Origin of the sequence: Bacillus tuaregi, assembly GCF_900104575.1 — a bacterium.
In the GTDB taxonomy this organism is placed as follows: Bacteria; Bacillota; Bacilli; order Bacillales; family Cytobacillaceae; genus Bacillus_BD; species Bacillus_BD tuaregi.
On the sequence record NZ_LT629731.1, the window covers coordinates 2834803 to 2851033 of the forward strand.

19 protein-coding genes are annotated in these 16231 nt (G+C 38.7%); all 19 read right to left on the minus strand.

Annotated elements, in window-relative coordinates; genetic code table 11:
- Positions 1 to 6: 6 nt before the first annotated feature.
- Complete coding sequence (locus tag BQ5321_RS15870) at positions 7 to 522, minus strand: DivIVA domain-containing protein (RefSeq protein ID WP_071395409.1); 516 nt, start codon at positions 520 to 522, stop codon at positions 7 to 9.
- Positions 523 to 602: 80 nt separating this feature from the next.
- Positions 603 to 1376 (minus strand): YlmH family RNA-binding protein, encoded by a 774-nt coding sequence (locus BQ5321_RS15875; protein WP_071395410.1) that lies wholly within the window; start codon positions 1374 to 1376, stop codon positions 603 to 605.
- Positions 1377 to 1446: 70 nt separating this feature from the next.
- Positions 1447 to 1710, minus strand: coding sequence for a YggT family protein (locus BQ5321_RS15880; RefSeq protein ID WP_071395411.1), 264 nt, complete (start codon positions 1708 to 1710; stop codon positions 1447 to 1449).
- A gap of 6 nt (positions 1711 to 1716) precedes the next feature.
- On the minus strand, positions 1717 to 2160 hold the full coding sequence (locus BQ5321_RS15885; RefSeq protein ID WP_071395412.1) for a cell division protein SepF: 444 nt from the start codon (positions 2158 to 2160) through the stop codon (positions 1717 to 1719).
- 13 nt (positions 2161 to 2173) lie between these two features.
- Positions 2174 to 2848: a YggS family pyridoxal phosphate-dependent enzyme gene (locus tag BQ5321_RS15890; protein WP_071395413.1), complete on the minus strand. Its 675-nt coding sequence runs from the start codon at positions 2846 to 2848 to the stop codon at positions 2174 to 2176.
- A 3-nt stretch (positions 2849 to 2851) separates the two neighbouring features.
- Positions 2852 to 3676 carry a peptidoglycan editing factor PgeF gene (pgeF, locus tag BQ5321_RS15895; protein WP_071395414.1) on the minus strand — a complete coding sequence of 275 codons (825 nt, stop codon included), beginning with the start codon at positions 3674 to 3676 and terminating at the stop codon, positions 2852 to 2854.
- 73 nt (positions 3677 to 3749) lie between these two features.
- Complete coding sequence (locus tag BQ5321_RS15900) at positions 3750 to 4019, minus strand: YlmC/YmxH family sporulation protein (RefSeq protein WP_071395415.1); 270 nt, start codon at positions 4017 to 4019, stop codon at positions 3750 to 3752.
- A gap of 123 nt (positions 4020 to 4142) precedes the next feature.
- Positions 4143 to 4925 carry an RNA polymerase sporulation sigma factor SigG gene (gene sigG, locus BQ5321_RS15905; RefSeq protein WP_071395416.1) on the minus strand — a complete coding sequence of 261 codons (783 nt, stop codon included), beginning with the start codon at positions 4923 to 4925 and terminating at the stop codon, positions 4143 to 4145.
- A 158-nt stretch (positions 4926 to 5083) separates the two neighbouring features.
- A complete protein-coding gene (gene sigE / locus BQ5321_RS15910; RefSeq protein WP_071395417.1) occupies positions 5084 to 5803 on the minus strand; it encodes an RNA polymerase sporulation sigma factor SigE in 720 nt (239 codons plus the stop codon).
- Between the two features lie 165 nt (positions 5804 to 5968).
- On the minus strand, positions 5969 to 6895 hold the full coding sequence (gene spoIIGA / locus BQ5321_RS15915; RefSeq protein ID WP_071395418.1) for a sigma-E processing peptidase SpoIIGA: 927 nt from the start codon (positions 6893 to 6895) through the stop codon (positions 5969 to 5971).
- A 225-nt stretch (positions 6896 to 7120) separates the two neighbouring features.
- Complete coding sequence (gene ftsZ, locus BQ5321_RS15920; protein WP_071395419.1) at positions 7121 to 8260, minus strand: cell division protein FtsZ; 1140 nt, start codon at positions 8258 to 8260, stop codon at positions 7121 to 7123.
- Between the two features lie 85 nt (positions 8261 to 8345).
- Positions 8346 to 9629, minus strand: coding sequence for a cell division protein FtsA (gene ftsA, locus BQ5321_RS15925; protein ID WP_071395420.1), 1284 nt, complete (start codon positions 9627 to 9629; stop codon positions 8346 to 8348).
- A 202-nt stretch (positions 9630 to 9831) separates the two neighbouring features.
- Entirely contained in the window at positions 9832 to 10185 is a 354-nt protein-coding gene (locus BQ5321_RS15930) for a small basic family protein (protein ID WP_071395421.1), read from the minus strand.
- A 2-nt stretch (positions 10186 to 10187) separates the two neighbouring features.
- Entirely contained in the window at positions 10188 to 10913 is a 726-nt protein-coding gene (locus tag BQ5321_RS15935; protein WP_071395422.1) for a DUF881 domain-containing protein, read from the minus strand.
- 33 nt (positions 10914 to 10946) lie between these two features.
- Positions 10947 to 11654: a DUF881 domain-containing protein gene (locus tag BQ5321_RS15940; RefSeq protein WP_071395423.1), complete on the minus strand. Its 708-nt coding sequence runs from the start codon at positions 11652 to 11654 to the stop codon at positions 10947 to 10949.
- Positions 11626 to 12417, minus strand: coding sequence for a cell division protein FtsQ/DivIB (locus BQ5321_RS15945; RefSeq protein WP_071395424.1), 792 nt, complete (start codon positions 12415 to 12417; stop codon positions 11626 to 11628). The genes BQ5321_RS15940 and BQ5321_RS15945 overlap by 29 nt, the downstream gene beginning before the upstream one ends.
- Before the next feature lie 170 nt (positions 12418 to 12587).
- Positions 12588 to 13496, minus strand: coding sequence for a UDP-N-acetylmuramate dehydrogenase (gene murB / locus BQ5321_RS15950; protein WP_071396945.1), 909 nt, complete (start codon positions 13494 to 13496; stop codon positions 12588 to 12590).
- Between the two features lie 65 nt (positions 13497 to 13561).
- Complete coding sequence (murG, locus tag BQ5321_RS15955; protein WP_071395425.1) at positions 13562 to 14662, minus strand: undecaprenyldiphospho-muramoylpentapeptide beta-N-acetylglucosaminyltransferase; 1101 nt, start codon at positions 14660 to 14662, stop codon at positions 13562 to 13564.
- Between the two features lie 272 nt (positions 14663 to 14934).
- Positions 14935 to 16035: a stage V sporulation protein E gene (gene spoVE, locus BQ5321_RS15960; protein ID WP_071395426.1), complete on the minus strand. Its 1101-nt coding sequence runs from the start codon at positions 16033 to 16035 to the stop codon at positions 14935 to 14937.
- Between the last annotated feature and the right edge of the window lie 196 nt (positions 16036 to 16231).

A 16231-nucleotide genomic window follows, 5' to 3' on the forward strand; every position in this document is an offset into this window, starting at 1 on the left:
TACGCGTCAAGCTAAGGAATCTTCTTCCTGAGTTGATTTTAACTCTGTGGAATCAAGCTCATACTCGAGCAAATGATCCCAATCGTCATTATTTAATAAGTCAAGCTGTGCTTCAATCAGCATTTTAAATCGGGTCCGAAATACCTTTGATTGCTTTTTCAGTTCTTCAATTTCAAGCGCAATTTTTCTTGCCTTAGACAGGGATTCATTCACAATGCGGTCCGAATTTTTTTCTGCCTCTTTAATAATCAGCTTGGCTTCTTTTTGAGCATTACGTTTTACTTCCTCAGCAGCTTCCTGTGCAACAACAATTGATTTATTGAGCGTTTCTTCTAGCGAGTTAAAATGACCCATTCTGTCAGTCATTTCGTTTAATTTATCTTCCAGCTCTTTTTTTTCACGAAGAACAATTTCATAATCCTTAATTACCTGGTCAAGGAATTCATTTACTTCATCCTCATCATATCCCCGAAAACCCTTACTAAACTCCTTATTATGTATATCCAATGGCGTTAATGGCATACTGCCACCTCCCAAGTTTTTTCTCTCGTTTGCCCTTTTTATCTTTCGACAAATTCGACTTTATTCCTGCAAAAAAATAATTATTTTTGCCTTCCCACTGCTATACGCCATTTCTCCTTCTTCGTTTTCCCCTCAATTGAGAATAGCTTACCACGACCGTAGCCGCGAACAGATATCGTATCACCTTCACCACACTCAAATGAAGGATTATCTATGCTTGTCCAATTTACTTTTACAAGTCCTGAGCCTATTAAGCTTTGAGACTTTTGTCTGGACAGTTGAAAAATAGCTGCAATCACTGCATCAAGCCTTAACGATGAAACAGTTACAGCATTTTCAACCCACAAATCCTGAGGAAGGATACCCTCAGACAAGACTTGTGTAGATAACTGTACATTTGCCCTTCCCACTGTTTGTAATTGAAGGCGGACATATTCTGCGACCTCTTCAGCACAATAGAATTGCAGGCGGTCCCCAACGATGACAATATCTCCAAATTTTTCCCGTTTTAACCCAAGTGACATCAGACTCCCTAGTAAATCCCGATGAGCGATGCTAATAAATTTCCTTGGATATTCCACTTCATATAATGAAATTTTATAATCACTGTCTTCTGCTTGATAATAGTCTGGAAATAGCAGGGCTCTTTTTCGCTCTGTATGGTCAGAACCACCAAAAAAACCCCACTTGACATCCATATGCTGACCTACAATTTTCTTCACAATTTGCTGCTGGCGCGGATCAAGAAAGTCCGTTAATTTAGGAGCGTATGCTTGCTCCACATACGACTTCCAATTGACCACCTGATTAATAAATTCTCGTTCCTCCGGTCGGAAATGCTGATAGATTGACATGAAATTCACCTAATATTAATGCAATTTTTAAAAAAGGGACCGCGCCCCTTTATATACCACTCTTATCCCTTTACGCAAACCATCTTGCGAGCTGTCCTAAGCCTGCTGTAGCAAAGTTCAATACCATAAAGGCAACAATCGGTGAAATATCAATCATCCCGATAGATGGAATAAAACGACGAAACGGCTCTAAATATGGCTCACATATACGGCCTAAAAACTGACCTATACTAGATGAGCGAGCATTTGGAAACCATGACATTAAAATATAAATAATTAATGCCCAGGAATAGTAATAAATCAATGTTGACACTATGCTAATAATAAATCCCATTTGCTTTTACCACCTCGAATGTTCAAATTCTTTTTCTTGAAGAAATTCAGATATACTGCCGGAAACTTCAACATTATCTGGTGTACAAATAAAAATATCCATGCCGATTTTTTGTATATCTCCGCCTATTGCATAGACAGTTCCACTTAGAAAGTCGACAATTCTTCTTGCCTGGTCATGATCAATGCGCTGTAGATTGACAACAACAGCTTTCCTGTTTTTCAGGTGATCTGCAACGTCCTGTGCTTCTGCATATACTCGAGGTTCAACCAATACCACTTTAGAGGATTTTTGTACGCTTTGTAAGCTAACAACATTTTGCTTAGGCGGAGTTGAGAATGTTTTTTGCTTTTTTTCTGGTTCATATTCTTCTTCATATTGATCCTCTTCGTTATCAGCATATTCATCATCTAAAAAGAAAAAGGTTTTAAATTTAGATTTAATGCTCATCTCTTCGAACCTCCTATTCCTCTCCGACTAAGGCTGTTCCAATGCGAACCATTGTTGCACCTTCTTCAATGGCTACTCTATAATCATTTGACATCCCCATCGATAATTCAGTACAAGGTGCATATTCAAGCTTCAACTGTTTGATGTTTAATTGAATACTTTTCAGCTTTTTAAAGCATTCACGCAAAAATGCTTGATCATCCGTATAAGGTGCCATCGTCATTAACCCGACTACCTCAATATTCGGATATTGTTTTATTTCATCGATAAACGGCCTAACCTCTTCTGGTGCTACCCCGTGTTTGGTTTCCTCACCAGATACATTCACTTGCACTAAGCATTTAATCCTTCGATTTGCCCGTTTATCGATTTCTTTAGCAAGTGATAGTCGATCAAGTGAATGTATATAGTCGACTTTATCGATAATATTTTTAACTTTCCGCGTTTGTAGGGATCCGATAAAATGCCAAGTAGGCTTGTCCTGTAAAGCATCCCATTTAGCCGTTAAGCCTTCCTCGCGATTTTCACCTAAATCAACAACCCCCGAATCCAAAGCTTCCTTCGCCCGTTCAATCGATACGTATTTGGTTACGGCAATGATTCTAATCTCTTCGGGATTTCGGTTAGACTGTACACACGCTTTCGCTATCGTGTCTTTGATTGTCTGTAAATTATCTGCCACTTTCATTTCTTACAGAATTGCCTCCTTCCAGCCGATAAAACTCATCATTCGTCCGGTTTTTCCTTGGTCTCTACGATGTGAATAAAATTGTTCCTTTTGACAGCTGGTACAAAGTTTCGTTATGAGAATATTTTTCTTGGGCAGCCCTGCCTTTAAAAGAATCTCTTTATTACATTCCTTTAAGTCTAGTTTATATTGATTACCACTGATTAAATTATATGGTTTTATCTCGACATCTTCTAGTCTATTTTCCACTAATTTAATAACACGATCATCAACTATATAACAATTTTCGCATATAGAGGGCCCAATTGCCACAAAAATGTCATTTAAATTCAAACCTTCAGATCGAAATACAGAAATCATTTCCTCGGCAATTCCATTAACAGTCCCTTTCCAGCCTGCATGAGCAATACCGACTGCTCCTGAATCAGGGTGAATGAAGTAAAGAGGCACACAGTCAGCAAAGCATAAGGTTAGCAGAATTCCCGGTGTATAGGTGAAAAATCCATCCGTTTGCTTAAACGCATCGTCATATGAAGCTGCCCCCTTCCCTTTGTTAGCTTCGGTGACTTTTTTAATGTTTATGTCATGGGTTTGCTCTCCACCGACCCATGTATTTAAAGGGTAATCTAGTTTATTCGCTAATAGGAGCCGGTTCTCATATACAGCCTGTTCAGAATCATTCACATGAAAACCGACATTTAAACTATGATAGACACCGCTACTTTTCCCCTCATTCTTCGTCGTAAAGCCAGCCGTTAAGTTTGGAAACCTTTGGACCCAGTCATTAAGGACGTAATACTCTTTTTCTTTTAAAACAAAAGGATCCATATTGATACCTCATCTTTTTTTATTAGATTATTCTATCATACAATGAAAACGCATCCCAGTAAAAAACCATTCTTTACGTTTCTTCTTCATTGATTTTATATTCCGAAGATTCCTTGTAGCGAACTAAGATGACATCTTCACCTATTTTCAAAATATTCTTCCAAGGTATTATGATATCCTCATCCTTACCAAAGAATCCAAGGATCTTACCTGAGCCGGAAATCACTATCGCTTCGATTTTTCCTGTTTGTACATCGATTTCAATATCCCCAATATTGCCAAGCTTTTTTCCATCCGCTACATTTACCACGTCTTTTATCTGGAAATCAGAGATTCTTACCATCTGTTTCACTCCCACTATCAGCCTTAATAATGTATATGTGTAGACGTAGCCGAAAAATCACTTAATAAGCTTCAAAAATAAGACGTTTTTTGCCATTAAAAAAGCCGCCCTTATTCGGCAGCTTTAGCTTTGTATATTTTTATTCATTTGTTTTATGGCAGCTTTCTCAAGTCTTGAAACCTGCGCCTGAGAAATACCAATTTCCTCTGCCACTTCCATTTGCGTTTTCCCTTGAAAAAATCGTTTCCGTAGGATAAGCTTTTCCCGTTCATTCAGACGGCGCATTCCTTCTTTAAGGGCGATTTCTTCAATCCAATTGATGTCTTTGTTTTTTTCATCACTCAACTGATCCATAACAAAGATGGGGTCTCCTCCATCATTATAAATCGGTTCAAATAGTGATACCGGATCTTGAATGGCATCAAGAGCAAAGACAATTTCTTCATGCGGGACATCCAATTCTTTTGCGATTTCTTCTGCTGTAGGTTCACGTGATGTTTTACTCATTAATCGTTCCCGTACTTGCAGTGCCTTATAGGCGATGTCCCTGAGTGACCGTGAAACACGTATCGGGTTATTATCACGCAAATAACGTCTGATTTCTCCGATAATCATCGGAACAGCATAGGTGGAAAATTTCACGTTTTGACTTAAATCAAAATTATCAATTGATTTCATAAGTCCAATACAGCCAACTTGGAACAGATCATCAACAAACTCGCCCCTGTTATTAAATCGTTGAATCACACTTAATACGAGGCGCAGGTTCCCGTTAACGAGTTTTTCCCGTGCGGATATGTCCCCTTCTTGTTGCATTTGCTTAAAAAGCAATCTCATTTCTTCGTTCTTCAATACTGGAAGCTTTGATGTATCAACACCGCAAATTTCTACTTTGTTTCGAGTCAATCCATTTCCCTCCTTACAGGAGTTGCTGTACAAAAAACAGTATCTCCCCTGTAAGGAAAAATATGCACGCTCGAAAAATAGCAAATTGAAGCTGAAAATGAAGAAACCTAACTGCCCTCAGGAATTATGCTAATATATCTTTATGAAAAATTTTTTATTTACACCATTTTATTGAACTCTTTTTTGAGTCTCTTTATAATTCGCTTTTCTAATCGAGAAATATAAGATTGTGATATCCCAAGCATATCAGCTACATCCTTTTGTGTTTTTTCCTCGCCTGTACCCAGACCAAAGCGCAATTCCATTATTTGTTTTTCACGATCCGAAAGCTGATGAAGAGCCTTTAACAATAGTTTTTTATCTACACTTGCTTCGAGGTCCTTTGTAATGATATCCTCCTCAGTTCCTAGTACATCAGATAGTAGTAATTCATTCCCGTCCCAATCGATATTTAGTGGTTCATCAAAAGATACTTCGGAGCGAATTTTATTATTTCTCCGTAAGTACATGAGAATTTCATTTTCAATACATCTTGATGCATATGTAGCCAATTTTATTTTTTTTTCTGGATTAAAGGTATTAACGGCCTTAATCAATCCGATTGTCCCAATACTAATTAAATCCTCAATATTAATGCCTGTATTTTCGAATTTTCTGGCAATATACACAACCAATCTCAGGTTCCGTTCAATCAGAATAGACCTAGCCGCTTTATCACCATTCGGGAGTTTTTCTATTAGCAACGCTTCCTCTTCTTTGTTAAGGGGAGGAGGCAGCGCTTCACTACCGCCAATATAGTAGGTTTCATCGGCTTTCAAGCCTAATTTGAACAATAGTTTATACCAAAAATACGAAAGGCGTAGTTTAAGTTTCTTCATCCTTCTTCCTCCTTTTGGCGGTTGATTAATAAAATCATTACCTGTCAAGCCGACTCCGCTTTTCTTTGTCTAGCTCTTCGGCTAGGGACTCGAGTCATAAGCTGTCCCGATGATGAGGTTTAAGTACTACCTCACCCTCGGGCCATCTTATGCCGGTCGTCCCTGTCAAGCCGACTCCGCTTTTCTTATTCCATTGAGCATTTTTGGGTGGACGATGCATTGAAAGCTGTCGTCTGAGGATAATTCCTGCATAGTAAGGGATATGAGCCCTTTTTCTACTTGGATGGTTTCACCATTTTGTGTAATGACCATTTGCTCCGGCTTCAGCGCAAGAATCAGCTGATGTTCCTGTCCGAGCACTTTATATGGAATCACCCTCAAGCGGTTTTCCCATTCCGGTGCCAGTGGTTTGCTTCCCAAGATCACTTCCTCTGATTCTATCGCAATCTCTTTTAATTCCTTTGGCAGCACTTCTATTATTTTTTTGACTGATACAAACATGACTGGCATCTTTGAAATGGGGTCATATAGTTGATTCCCACTATCTACAAGTCCTGTAAAACGATATGATTCGCCTCCTAATACAATCTCCACCAGGACCTTCTGGTTGTGTTGAATCTTTGCTACTTCAATGCGATCCATATTCCTTTTCGAAAACTGCCATGCCAACGGAAAGCCCAGGACTACAAATAACCAGCTTATCGGATCACCAAAACCCTTTATACTTGCCATGAATACGGACGACGAAAGATCTAAATCAAACTGAATAAAATAATGTATGCCCATTAATGAACCGCCAACAAGAAAGGTAGCCAAATAAAACGTCATGAGTCCACTAATAAAATATTTAAATCTCCTATAGCCAAAAACCGTAAGAATCATCACTACTGAAAATAATAATTTGACGATTGGGTGCCCAGAATAGGTATTCAAAGGAGTAATGGATAATAGAATGATGACAGAACCAATCATCCCCCCAGCTAAAATTCTCCAGTAACGGAAATCCCTTTTTAATACCAGCGCAGTTAAATAAAGAAGGAGGCTATCAAATAGAAAATTTAACAACCAAATAATATCTAAATAAACCGCCAATCAGCTTCCTTCCTCCCTATCTATTAATCTGTTACAAAAAAGTATACATTACATTGATTGATGAAGTGTGTCACTTTCTGGATATAAAAAAGCAGAAATTTTCCCTATTCAAACCGTTTTTTGTCATCATCTACTACCCAGCTATCCATACAAAATACAATACACTTCCAATCTATTATTAAGCAAAATAAAAAAGCACAGCCAATGGCTGTGCTTTTTTATTAATTATCTTCTTCGATTACGATTTCTAAGGAAAGTTGGAATATCAAGAACATCTTCACCCTGCTGAGGTGTGCTAACCCTTGGCTGCTCCACCGGAGGTTCTTCCCTTTTAGGCTCCCTCTTCACCGGATTTGCAGCAGGCTTTTGCTGCTGACCAAAAGAAGGGCGTAACGGCTTAGGCTGGATTACCTCTTCATTAAAACCAGTAGCAATAACCGTCACAACAATTTCATCCTTTAAATTATCATTGATTACCGAACCAAAAATCATATTTACTTCTTGGTCAGAAGCACTCGCAACAATATCAGCTGCTTCCTGTACTTCGTAAAGACTTAAGTTTGAACCGCCAGTAATATTTAATAATACACCCTGTGCCCCATCGATAGAAGTTTCCAGTAATGGTGATGATATCGATTTTTTCGCAGCCTCAGCAGCACGATTTTCTCCTGATGCTACACCGATTCCCATTAACGCAGAGCCTTTATTTGACATAATTGTTTTTACATCGGCAAAATCGAGGTTAATTAATCCAGGTACTGCAATTAAATCAGAAATACCTTGAACCCCTTGACGAAGCACATTATCTGCTTCTCTAAATGCCTCAAGCATCGGCGTACTTTTATCTACAATTTCAAGAAGGCGATCATTTGGGATGACAATTAACGTATCGACAGAATCCTTCATACAGGAGATTCCACCTGTAGCCTGTGTAGCTCTTTTTCTGCCTTCAAAGGTAAACGGTCTCGTTACAACACCGACCGTTAGTGCTCCCAAATCCCTTGCAATTTGCGCAATAACAGGGGCTGCACCTGTTCCGGTTCCACCGCCCATACCAGCAGTCACAAACACCATGTCGGCACCCTTTAGGGCTTCTTCAATTTGCTCCTTACTTTCTTCTGCCGCTTTTTTTCCTACTTCTGGATTGGCTCCTGCACCAAGCCCTCTTGTTAGCTTACCACCAATTTGCATCTTCACTTCCGCTTTGGAGAGGTTTAATGCTTGGGCATCAGTATTAACAGCTATAAATTCAACGCCTTGAACACCATGCTCTATCATACGGTTGACGGCATTATTTCCACCACCGCCAACACCAATAACCTTTATCGTTGCTAATGCCTCTACATTTGATTCAAATTCCAGCATGACAAATCCTCCTAATTCGTCGATATTCCTGTTAGCAGTGCATACTCGGATTGCTACATTATATCAGTCTGTTATTTCATTATTATTATTCGAAAAAGTAACCAAAAAACTTCTTCATTTTTGAAGATACTTTTTCTTCCGGTTGTTTTTCCTGCTTTGGTTTTGTCTGTGTCTGCTTAACCGGCCGCTTTTCCTTTACTTCATGGTTAACAGAAGGCGAACTCATCTGTCTACCTTGAATCTTAGCATTCTTATAAGCAAACTTTATTAATCCGACAGCAGTCGTAAAATGAGGCTCTCTCACTCCGATATAGTCAGGAATTGCAATACGAACCCTGTTTTCGAACACAACCTGTGCCAGCTCAAGAATACCAGGTGTATTGGCGACACCTCCGGTCAAAACAAAACCACCAGGTACATCCCTCACCCCAAGACGGTGGATTTCCGCTAGGATTAATTCGAAAATTTCTTCCATTCTAGCTTCAATAATATCACTTAATTCTACTTGGTTAAATTGCTCTTGTTGATCACTGCCAATAATTGGAACACTAAAGACAACATCCTCGGAAGCGTGGTCATAAAAGGCATGTCCATATTTTATTTTGACTTTTTCCGCATCTTCAGAGGAAGTTCGAAGTCCAATTGAAATATCCTTCGTAATATGGTCTCCACCAACAGGAAGAACAGATGTTGCACGTAGTCCTCCTTGTTCAAATAGTGCAATTGTTGTTGAACCGCCACCGATGTCAATGAGTGCAACACCAAGATTTTTTTCATCCTTAGAGAGGGCAAACGCACCTGCAGCAAGTGGCTGTAAAGTTATGTCTAAAATCTCTAAACCCGCTTTTTCTACACAGCGCAGAATATTATGTAGGATGGTCTTAGAACCAGTAATAATCGTACCTTCGACTTCAAGTCTGACACCAATCATACCACGAGGATCATGAATTTCATCCAGGCCATCAACAATAAACTGCTTTGGTATGACGTCAATAATTTCTCTTTCGGGAGGAACAGATACTACCTGTGCCGCCTCTAAAACTCTAGCGATATCCACATCCGATATTTCCCTATTTTCACTCGATACGGCCACTACTCCGTGTGATGGCTGCAGCATGATATGATTACCTGTAATTCCAACAATCACTTGCCGAATATCCATCCCTATCATTCTTTCAGCCTGTTCTATTGCTTTCCTAATAGAATGAACGGTTTCATCTATATCAACAATTGAACCTTTTCGTAATCCTTCAGAGGGAACATTCCCTACGCCGATAATATTTAATGCATCGTTGACCATTTCACCTATGATTACTTTCACACTGGATGTACCGATGTCAAGGCTAACGTAAATTTCATTGCTGTTCATTCTATGGCACCTCCCTTTACAAATACTGTTTGAACAACAAGTCTCTAAATTAAGAAACAACTACCTTTGACGATTTTCGAACCTTTCTTCCATGCTTATTACAAAAGAAGACTACAGTATTTACCGTAATTTTGTTCGCTTTTCCTATATCTTAAAATTATTCGTCAAAATGTAATTATTCCCTTTTTAAATTTTAATTTTTTTACATATTTTCCTTTTTAGCTGTCCACTTTGTAAGAAGAATTCTCCGAATAACAGCAATATTTTGAAAAAGCCTTACACCAAATGCAAAAACTGCTGCTAAATATAAGTCTACACCAAGATGGACACCTAGAAAAGCTAAACTTGCAGCTAAAATAATATTAAAGAAAAAGCCTGACACAAATACTTTTTCATCATAAATATTTTGCAAATGTGCCCTGATTCCCCCAAATAAGGTATCTAGTGCTGCTAGTACAGCAATCGATAAATAATTAGAATATTCAACAGGAATTTTAATATCGGTAAGTGAACCGAGAAATAATCCTATTATTAGTCCGAGAACGGGTAGCCACATGTTTACCCTCCTTTATCAGTCTCAGCCAGCTCCATTTGACGGATGCTAATACTGTCCTTATAGGCTGGTATGATTAGGTTTGCATGAGGCTCAGATATCTTAAGTTGATAATTCTCAACGAAAAAATCGTCTGCTGAGGATGAAACCTGCATGCGATTATGTAGTTTTTCGGCTACCTCCAGACTCTCTACCGTTATTTTGACTTCAATTGGTAAAGTATGAAGGCTGTAGCCATCCACCTTTGTCTGTCCGTTAATATCACGAATCACACTGGAATTTACCAACCTTTGATCTGCAATAGAAATATGCTTGGCACCATATTGATTTAATTCATTGATTAATCTCTGAATTAAATAGGGAGGTATCGACTGTGCCGGTTCTCCAAACAATAAAGCATCATTAATTTGTTCGATATTGATCAAAATTCCCGGGCCTTTTACCTCCGTTAAACCGGCTTCAGACTTTAATTCCATTAATGTTTCATTCAAAATCTGCTCTTTACTTTGTGAGCGCTCTGTTTCATATTTTTCAAGCTTTTCTTCATTCGATTGAATTTCACGAATCAAACTTAGATTAAGCTCCTTTTCCTTCACTAAATCCTCTCGCAGCTGTGATGTATCACGAGTGTCGCGAACAATAGGTTCTTTTACAGTGTGATACTGAACTGCCAGCATAAAACCGATGATTAACGTAATCCCCGTCATACTAAGATAACTCTTTTGCCCCATGTTCCATCCACCTTACTTATCCCGAACAAGCCTTTAACTATTTAATTTTGCGTTAATTTCTATCTCATCCTTTTTTTCTAATGTAAATTGTACATTCTCATTCACAAGAATATCCTTTACCCCACCCTTTAGATTTAATGACTCTGCCATTGTACCTGCATCTCCAATAGCCGTAATAACAAATGGAGCGGGGTGACTTTTCCCATCTACCACTATAACCGGACCATTACATAAAACATAGGAATCATGGGAAAGCCGCTGACCATTAATCGCAATTGCACTGGCTCCAGAAATATTTAGTTCCGTGATGACTTTAAAGATGTGGTGCTCATGGACAATATATTGATTAGGATTATGCTCATTTAAATTATAATCACCATCAGCCAAGGTTACTTGGACACCCTCTCCTTTTACTTTAACCTTACCAAGGTACATACGGTATTTCTCTATGTCCTCTGCTAGATTATAGTAAACTTCTGCTTCATTCGATAATTCCTTTTCTATTTTTAATACCTGCTCTTGCTTTTGATTAAGTTCCTTTTTTAGCTCGAGGTTTTTTTCTTCTTGGGTTATCAATTCGTTTCTAAGCTCCATATCCCGTTCGAATTGACTGCTTGTCATCGTCGTTTTACTTGTTTGTTTATCCGTTAAATGATAGGAAAATGCAATCAAAAATCCAAAAACAAGGAAGACAATCGTTAAGATCACATATCTACCCTTCAAGCTCCTTCTCTGGTTCATCATTCTCAGCTCCTTCCAATTGATAAGCCTTAAAGTATGAGCCAACCTCTAGATTAATCACACCTTTTTGGCTCGGGTCTAGCTGGCTAATAATTGAAGGGTAATGGGACATTTTTTCCGCAAAGGTTCTAATCGTTGCACTTACTTGATTTCCATCATTCATATAAAGAGAAATATGAAACGAGTCTGCTTCTGTTGGGTCGTAATGAATTTCTGAGATTGAATTCAATACTTCGGGTGGTAATTTTTCTAAGCTGAAAATCATTTCCTTTAATGCTTTATCTTCAGAAAAACTAAATAGAATTGGAGCATTTAACGGTAGGTCTGTCGTTTTTTTCTCATGGAGGATATTGCCGTTTTCTAAAACCGGCAAAAAGTATTTTCCTTTCGAGATATAAGATATTCGATTATATTCCTCAACAGTTATGATAATGGAGCTTGGAAGCTTAGTTTCCACCTCCGCCTTTTTCATCTCCGGCAGGTCACTCAGCTTTTCTTCCATTTCGTTATGGCGGACCTTCCAAATATTTGTATCCTTTTTGATTTCGGCAATTGCCATGATTTCTTTATCGGAATGAGCTGTATTACCGTTAATAACAACATGTTGAACGTGGCTTAATGGAGATTGAAAATAGAGAATAAATGCGATTAGAATAAAAAATAGCAGTAGTAAAAGGATTAAGCGTCGGTTGGCTTTTTTTCTCCGTTGTTGTTTTAATTTCGGTATTCGATCTTCAATTGAAACAACATTACCATTTTCCATTCCAATCACCTCACAATCGTGCTTGTCCATTTTTGTTTTATACCTTGGTACCCGTTTTTTTATTAAAAACCATAAACGGCACGAGTATTCATGCCGTTTATGGTTTTTAGCTTTTATTTCAATAGATAATTATAGCACAGTTAATGGAAGTTGCGTTTGGAAGTTTCCTGTTACTTTCTTCCTATTATTTCTACCTCTGTTTCCATTTCTATTTGGTATAATTTAAAAACGGTTTGTTTGACATGTTCAATTAAATTTAATACGTCCTTGGCTGTTGCATTTCCTGCATTAACAATAAAATTTCCATGCATTCCAGAAATTTGCGCACCACCCATTTGATAGCCCTTTAAGCCTGCCTCTTCTACAAGCTTACCCGCATAATTTGGCAGCGGGTTTCGAAAAATACTCCCCGCACAAGGATAATTCCATGGCTGCGTTTCCTTTCGGTAATCTTTATTCTTCTGCATGACTCCAACAATCGTTTCCTTTTCCCCTTCAACAAGCTTAAATCTCGCTTCAAGGACAATCCCCGGACGCTTCTTTTGCAGTACAGAGGTCCGGTAAGAAAATTCCATTTCCTCATTTGATAACCATTTCATTGTTCCATCTTCAAATAGTATATGTGCTTCTGTAAGTATTTTTGAAATATCTGAACCGTGTGCACCTGCATTCATATACACAGCTCCTCCGACAGAGCCTGGAATCCCGCTGGCAAACTCAAGACCGGATAAGCCTTGACGACTTATCTTCATCGCTAGACTAACTAACGGGTAGCCCGCACCAACAGTTAAGATACCGTCTTTAACCACTAAATGGTCTAATCCATTTCCTAGTTTAATTACGACTCCCTCAATCCCACCATCTGAAACAAGCAGGTTGGAGCCCCTGCCGATTGCTCGCCAGCTCACTTGATATTTTCTTATCAATTTTAATGCAGCCTCTAAGCTTTCAATTGATTCTGGCTCAATAAACAAATCGGCAGGACCACCTATTTTAATGGTTGTATGATTGGCAAGTAACTCATGTTCTTTTACATGACAACCCTTAAGTTCTCTAAGCTCATTTAATAACTCATTCATTTTATTGTCCATAAAACCCTCCTGAAAAATAGCTTATCATAGTGTATGCTGAAAACATAAATGGGCTACTTTTTCTTTTCTACAAGCTCTTTCATTAAGAGATAGAGTCTCTTCGCCGCATCCGGAATCCCTAATTCCCTCGCATTCTGTTTCATATCGTTAAGTGTTTTTTCATCCAAAAGAATTCGATCAATTTCCTCAACAAGCCTATGACCAGTTAGATCTTTTTCCAACAACAATTCAGCTGCATGATGATCGCTTAATGCACGGGCATTTTTCTCTTGATGATTATTCGTCACATAAGGACTGGGAATCAGTATACTAGGTATTCCGAGAGAAGTTAACTCAGCAAGAGTTGTCGCGCCTGCTCTTGCGACAGTTAAATCAACTCCGGCTAAAACCTCAGGCATATTATGAATAAATGGTTTTATTATGACATTTTTCGGATTTCCAACTAGTTCTACTTCTTTTTTGACATCTTCATAATGAACATCACCTGTTACATAAAGCACCTGATAAGGTTTCTCTCCCAGTAGCGACAGCGACTTAAGGACCGCCTCATTAATCGGTCTAGCCCCTCTGCTTCCGCCTACAATTAGGACGACAGGCACCGTGCTACTCAATCCTGCTGATAATCTTCCTTTCATGCCATCTTGATGTAATACCTCTGATGCACGCGGATTTCCTGTCAGGACTACTTTTGTCTCCGGGAAATACATTTTCGCTTCCTCAAAGCAAACCGCTATCCGGTCAACATAACGGCTTAAGAATTTATTCGTTAAACCAGGAACACTGTTTTGTTCATGAATGATTGTCGGAATCCCTAGCTTTGCTGCTGCATAGACCACCGGACCACAGACATAGCCCCCAGTCCCAATCACAACATCCGCTTTAAAATCCTTGAGCATTTTCTTACTATCCTTTACACCCTTCAAAAATCGGATAATTGTTTTCACATTTTCAAAGGAGATTTTTCTTTTAAAGCCTGTAATATGTATCGATTTAAACGGAATGCTTTCTCTCGTCACCAGCTTGCTTTCAAGACCTTTTTCCGTTCCGATGTATAAAAAATTTACATCCTTTGCTTCCTTTTTTATTTCACGAATAAGAGCCAGGGCTGGATAAATGTGGCCGCCGGTTCCCCCACCACTTACAACAATATTCATTGTTTCACCTCATAAAACGGATAATTAACAGCAAGTAAACTAAGTGAATACGTTCACTTTAATTTTATCTTTTCTTATTCTACTATATTCCAAACGTTAGAAAGATACCATCAAAAGAATGTTATAAAAACGTAATTATTTATAGAAAAAAAGATATTTGTGTAATAAGCGCAACATAATGATAATCATTTGAAATAACTCTCTACAACCTTAATGTTCTCCCATAAAAAAACTGACCTATATTGGGGTCAGTTCCTAAAGAATACAACAGATTAATACCGTGAATAACGGCTAATATTTAACAAAACGCCAATAGCCAAAAGCATAAGGGTTAATGAAGAGCCACCGTAGCTTAGAAATGGAAGAGTGATACCAGTAACAGGCATTAGTCCTGTTACAACCCCGATATTTATCATCACTTGGATTGCCACCATGGCAATAATTCCTACAGCAAGAAAACTCCCATACAAATCTGGAGCACCTAAAGCAATTCGAATCCCCCGCCAAAGTAACAGTGAAAATAATAATAAGATAAAGGATCCCCCAATAAAGCCTAACTCTTCAGCTAAAATGGCAAATATAAAATCAGTTTGCGGCTCAGGTAAATAAAAAAACTTCTGTCGGCTTTGTCCCAAACCTAAACCAAACAATCCCCCTGGCCCGATAGCGAATAATGATTGAATGATTTGAAATCCACTGCCTAAAGGATCCTGCCATGGGTCTAAAAAAGAAGTAATCCGCTTTATCCGGTAGGGAGCAGATACAACCAACGCCGCAAAACCGGCAACCCCGATTAAGCCAAGAACCGCAAAATGACGGACCCGTGCTCCAGCAATAAAGATCATGACGATACAAGTACCAACCATAACGGTACCAGTACCTAAATCCGGCTGAAGCATAATCATGCCAAAGGCTAAAAAGACTAAACCTAGTGAAGGAGCTAAACCCTTTTTAAAAGAAGTAATATATTTTTGTTTTTCCGATAGAAACTTTGCTAAAAAAGCAATCATCGCTAATTTCATAAATTCTGACGGCTGGATGGAAAAAGCACCAATTCCAATCCAGCTTCGTGAACCATTACGGACATTACCAATTCCAGGTATTAGCACAAGCACAAGCAACACGAAACAGACAATGACCAGTACCTTAGCCCAGGTTCTCCAAGTCCAGTAATCTACATTCATGATGAAAAACATTCCGATAATCCCTACCCCCGCAAACAGCATTTGCCGCTTAGCAAAGAAAAAGGAATCATTAAATTTATAATCTGCCCATATGGCACTTGCACTGTATACCATAATCAGCCCAATCGCTAAGAGAGAAAAAGTTAATATCATTAAAATGATATCAGGAGTCGTTTTTTTTGTCGGCAAAAGACCACACCTCGAAATGCAAGTTATTTGGCCTGTTTAGAGATTGCTGACGATCAAATTCGCCCGTCGAATTTGCGTCCGGATTACCTGAGCTCGCTCGATAAACTACCTTAAAAAAATCCGTGACATCCGCCGGAAGCTTAACTTCATTCAGCTGGGGTTTGTACCCCCGCTGAATCGAAGTACCATTTGCATT

Bases quoted from the DNA above. Each gene is read 5' to 3' on its own strand.
- BQ5321_RS15870 (WP_071395409.1), bottom strand. From the start codon at position 522: ATGCCATTAACGCCATTGGATATACATAATAAGGAGTTTAGTAAGGGT.
- BQ5321_RS15875 (WP_071395410.1), bottom strand. From the start codon at position 1,376: ATGTCAATCTATCAGCATTTCCGACCGGAGGAACGAGAATTTATTAAT.
- BQ5321_RS15880 (WP_071395411.1), bottom strand. From the start codon at position 1,710: ATGGGATTTATTATTAGCATAGTGTCAACATTGATTTATTACTATTCC.
- BQ5321_RS15885 (WP_071395412.1), bottom strand. From the start codon at position 2,160: ATGAGCATTAAATCTAAATTTAAAACCTTTTTCTTTTTAGATGATGAA.
- BQ5321_RS15890 (WP_071395413.1), bottom strand. From the start codon at position 2,848: ATGAAAGTGGCAGATAATTTACAGACAATCAAAGACACGATAGCGAAA.
- pgeF (WP_071395414.1), bottom strand. From the start codon at position 3,676: ATGGATCCTTTTGTTTTAAAAGAAAAAGAGTATTACGTCCTTAATGAC.
- BQ5321_RS15900 (WP_071395415.1), bottom strand. From the start codon at position 4,019: ATGGTAAGAATCTCTGATTTCCAGATAAAAGACGTGGTAAATGTAGCG.
- sigE (WP_071395417.1), bottom strand. From the start codon at position 5,803: ATGAAGAAACTTAAACTACGCCTTTCGTATTTTTGGTATAAACTATTG.
- ftsZ (WP_071395419.1), bottom strand. From the start codon at position 8,260: ATGCTGGAATTTGAATCAAATGTAGAGGCATTAGCAACGATAAAGGTT.
- ftsA (WP_071395420.1), bottom strand. From the start codon at position 9,629: ATGAACAGCAATGAAATTTACGTTAGCCTTGACATCGGTACATCCAGT.
- BQ5321_RS15930 (WP_071395421.1), bottom strand. From the start codon at position 10,185: ATGTGGCTACCCGTTCTCGGACTAATAATAGGATTATTTCTCGGTTCA.
- BQ5321_RS15935 (WP_071395422.1), bottom strand. From the start codon at position 10,913: ATGGGGCAAAAGAGTTATCTTAGTATGACGGGGATTACGTTAATCATC.
- BQ5321_RS15940 (WP_071395423.1), bottom strand. From the start codon at position 11,654: ATGAACCAGAGAAGGAGCTTGAAGGGTAGATATGTGATCTTAACGATT.
- BQ5321_RS15945 (WP_071395424.1), bottom strand. From the start codon at position 12,417: ATGGAAAATGGTAATGTTGTTTCAATTGAAGATCGAATACCGAAATTA.
- murB (WP_071396945.1), bottom strand. From the start codon at position 13,496: ATGAATGAGTTATTAAATGAGCTTAGAGAACTTAAGGGTTGTCATGTA.
- murG (WP_071395425.1), bottom strand. From the start codon at position 14,662: ATGAATATTGTTGTAAGTGGTGGGGGAACCGGCGGCCACATTTATCCA.